Origin of the sequence: Hydrocoleum sp. CS-953 (assembly GCF_002260545.1) — a bacterium.
Classification (GTDB): Bacteria; Cyanobacteriota; Cyanobacteriia; order Cyanobacteriales; family Microcoleaceae; genus Trichodesmium.
The window spans coordinates 1-4319 of the sequence record NZ_LGSU01000706.1 but is presented as its reverse complement, the minus strand read 5'-3'; the positions used below and the strand labels follow the sequence as shown (position 1 = coordinate 4319).

The window sequence follows — 4319 nt, the reverse complement described above, 5'->3', positions numbered from 1 at the left end:
TTATTACCAGATAATCTCGAAACACCCCAACCTAATGATTGGTATTCAGCAGAAGAATTAGAAGTATTTCCTCTTTCTTCTAAAAGTCAAAAGGATTCCGAAAAGCTCTAAAGTCTCTCCTTTTAAGGGAAAAAATCCCGTCCCCAAAAATTCCTTTTAGTTAATCCTCTTCTTTTCAAGAAGAGGTGATTTTTAATGGATGAAAATCATTGCTAGAAGAGCAAATTTCAGTAAATTTGGAAATTTAGTAGATATATAGTCTAGATAGAAAGAGGTTTGTCTAAAATAGCTGGCAAAGAAATTTCTTCTACAACTGGTCTATAACCCAACCACTGTAATGATAGATCGGCAAATTTTTGAGGAGAAGCACTAACTACAAATTTTGTTGGCTTTGGTGTCTTATAGTTTTGCAAATTCATAATTTCCAATTCTCTAGCAGCTACTTCAACTAGATAAACTGCAGGGTCTACAAAATTCACAGACTTAGGTAATAATAACCGCAATATTGGTTCTAAATAAGGATAGTGGGTGCAACCATAAACTAATGTATCAATTTGTTGCTGTATTAAAGGCATTAAATATTCTTCTGCTATCTGATATGTGTAGGGGTCATGTAGTTGATTTTGTTCTATTAATGGTACGAAATAGGGACAACCAACTTGCCAAACTTGAACAGAAGCATTTGCTTCTAAAATAGCATAACGATAAGCATTACTTGCAGCAGTTGCAGGGGTAGCAATGACGCCTATTCTTTTTCCTTGTTCGACTGCAGCATTAGCTCCAGGTACAATCAATCCTAGAATAGGAATATCAAATTTCGATTTGACTTTTTCTAGAGCTAAGGCTGAACTGGTATTGCAAGCCATCAATACCATTTTAACTCCACTTTTGACTAGCCACCCGATAATTTCATCTACAAATTCTAAAATTTCCTCGGTAGTTCTTGTTCCATAAGGTAATCTTGCTGTATCGCCAAAGTAAAGAATAGATTCGTTGGGTAACTGTCTATATAACTCTCTTAAAACAGTTAAACCACCTATCCCACTGTCAAAAATTCCTATTCTTTTTTGTCTAGTTTCAGTAGTCATTCTTATAAGTGTTCAAATAAACAAACTATCATTCAATTCCTCAGTTAATAATATGTTTTGTAGTAAATTTTATGAATTAAGTTTAGACGATATTTTTCGATAGGGAAAAATTCTATGATTATTGATGAACTGAAGCCGATCAAATAGGAGGGTTAATTAATTGATAATGGATAATGGATAATGAATAATGGATAATTACCTTTGGTTAAAACCATCAGATTGAATTGTCGGAAATCTCCTAGCACTTTTTTAATCCTTAAAATAAGAGGCAATAAAGCCGAATTTATTAATTATCAATTATCCATTGGTAAGTAACAGGTTGCAAAATTAATTACACATCCTGCCAATTTTCTCTTGCCTTTTACTTCTGAATATGAATGGCTTCATCAATTAGGAAATTTATTTTGCACTACTACTTATTAATTAGGGCTTGCTGATGAAATTTAAAAGCATTGACAGATAAATATTTTAGCTTTTAATGGTCTTTAAAAAGTGTAAGCTTTTAGGTCTAAAAGGTTCAAAAAGTTAGGATTAAAGGATCACTAGGAAAGAAAAATTAACGGACCATTCTTCAGACTACTTCCTTTATAACTCTCATTCCTCTTGACTCCTGACTCCTGACTCCTACCCTTATCACTCATACTTATTCAGCAAACCCTAATTATTGAAGGTATAGTTGCTGAGTAAGATAAATTAACACTATATATAGCAATTTGAAAAGATTGTAGCCTGACAAATAACTTTACTGTTCACAGAATCAAATCTAATTGCTATATACAGCGTTTTATCTTTTTATTTAATTAATATCAGAGACTGATACTAGCCTACAAACTCTAATCTAGCTGGTTTTTCTTTTGGTGCTTCTGTACCTTTGAGGTAGGCTAATACTGTATCTGCATCAGATACCTCAAATGGGTCATCACCATAGTTGTCACTAAAACCTGCTTCAACAAACATCTTTTNTCTAATTGCTATATACAGCGTTTTATCTTTTTATTTAATTAATATCAGAGACTGATACTAGCCTACAAACTCTAATCTAGCTGGTTTTTCTTTTGGTGCTTCTGTACCTTTGAGGTAGGCTAATACTGTATCTGCATCAGATACCTCAAATGGGTCATCACCATAGTTGTCACTAAAACCTGCTTCAACAAACATCTTTTCAATTTTGCAGTCATTAACAACCATTGCATAGCGCCAAGAACGCATACCAAAACCAATATTGGACTTTTCTACTAACATTCCCATTTTACGAGAGAACTCTCCATTACCATCTGGTAGTAGGAATACATTTTTAGCACCTTGCTGTTTACCCCATTGGAACATTACAAAAGCATCGTTTACTGATAGACAAATAATTTCATCTATTCCTTGTCCTTTAAATTCATCGTATAGTTCTTCATATCGGGGTAGGTGAGTAGATGAGCAGGTTGGTGTAAAAGCACCAGGTAGGGCAAATAATACTACACGCTTGCCACCAAAAATTTCTTGGGTAGTTTTGTCTTGCCACTTAAAAGGGTTTGGCCCGGGAACAGACTCATCACGGACACGGGTTTTGAATACTACGTCAGGAACTTGCTCAATAGCCATAACTTACCTCTGGATGATTTAGTAGATTAGCAATTCAGTTTGTATCAGCTTTTANAAAAGCACCAGGTAGGGCAAATAATACTACACGCTTGCCACCAAAAATTTCTTGGGTAGTTTTGTCTTGCCACTTAAAAGGGTTTGGCCCGGGAACAGACTCATCACGGACACGGGTTTTGAATACTACGTCAGGAACTTGCTCAATAGCCATAACTTACCTCTGGATGATTTAGTAGATTAGCAATTCAGTTTGTATCAGCTTTTACTGATGTAAATCAGAATAATTCTGATTTAAGAATATGTCAATGCTGTTAAAGAAAAAATTTTATTTTTGAGGTTTTCTGGTGAAAGTGTTATAAAATAAGGTATTATAGATAATTTTTGGCGTGTTAAATTAAGTCACGATAACTATACTAGGAATGGACAACAGATATCTTTTGACAATCCCCGTACCCCCCCAAGGATATTCTTCATTCATATACTTGCCATTACCTAGCAGGATTTCTTGAACTAAGCTAGAGGGCTAATACCATTTCTCAAAAATTTTGCTATATATGATTGGGTGGCGGAGGGACGTTGCATAAGGGCGTCCGTGCGGGAGTGTGGGAGGTGGGGGGAGAGGAAAAGTAGCGATAATCTATACTAACTAACTAATAATTGTTAAAAACAGACTTTAAATTTTGGTAAATACTGGACTGTTGAAGTATAGCTAAAGTATAGCATTAATGCATGGTAATTGGTATNCGGGAGTGTGGGAGGTGGGGGGAGAGGAAAAGTAGCGATAATCTATACTAACTAACTAATAATTGTTAAAAACAGACTTTAAATTTTGGTAAATACTGGACTGTTGAAGTATAGCTAAAGTATAGCATTAATGCATGGTAATTGGTATAATCTCCTGAAGCTTAGGTTCATGTTTACTTTATATGTTTAATGTCTATCTTTTCCTCTATGAGCTTAATACCTCACCGTCTACAGGGTGTATAGAATTGCTTGGGGTTTGTAGACGCTAAGTGGCTTGCCGAAGGCTATACCTATTAACTTTTCCCTTCTTCCTTCTTCCTTCTTCAGATAATTTATCTTAACTTATTTGAGACATACTATCTCTAGCAGGTTGAGTTATTTCTCACTTTAAATAATCACTTACTCAAAAGCATTGGAGAGTTTGAAATCTCATTTCACTTCAGAAGTTTGAGTCAGTTCAATAGTAAGGAAAGAAAAATTTTTTTGTTATGTCATAAGAAAATAAATAACTAAATATATTGAATATCTCAAGCACGTTATTTTTGATAGTTTTATTGATATTTAGGACTTACGCATAAATCATATATATAGCGTTCAAAACTATAACGTTATAGTTTTGAAACTCTATATACAGTAACTTTGCGTAAGTCCAGATATTAATAGCTAATTTATTAAGGTAATATCCACAAAGTCTGATATTGTCATGGCGAAGCGGTGATGAAACAAATTAATTTCTTGGAGAAGATATTTTCTCAGTCTCAGTTCATTAATTGATAATTGATAATTACCTCTGGTTAAAAGCGTACGGGAATTGAAGATAAGGAAATTCAAGAGCACTTTTTTTCCCTTAAAAGGGGAGGCTTTAAACCAGAATTATTTAATTATTAATTATTAATTATT

2 protein-coding genes are annotated in these 4319 nt (G+C 34.0%); both read right to left on the bottom strand.

Translation table 11 applies throughout. The features are described 5' to 3' along the window. Positions 1-260: 260 nt before the first annotated feature. Complete coding sequence (gene murI, locus AFK68_RS08250; protein WP_094672319.1) at positions 261-1088, bottom strand: glutamate racemase; 828 nt, start codon at positions 1086-1088, stop codon at positions 261-263. A 1020-nt stretch (positions 1089-2108) separates the two neighbouring features. Beyond that, the gene (locus AFK68_RS08240; RefSeq protein WP_094672318.1) at positions 2109-2678 is read right to left on the bottom strand and encodes a peroxiredoxin; all 570 of its coding nucleotides are present in this window, start codon (positions 2676-2678) and stop codon (positions 2109-2111) included. Positions 2679-4319 lie beyond the last annotated feature (1641 nt).

Coding starts and splice junctions, on each gene's coding strand:
- AFK68_RS08240 (WP_094672318.1), bottom strand. CDS start 2,678: ATGGCTATTGAGCAAGTTCCTGACGTAGTATTCAAAACCCGTGTCCGT.
- murI (WP_094672319.1), bottom strand. CDS start 1,088: ATGACTACTGAAACTAGACAAAAAAGAATAGGAATTTTTGACAGTGGG.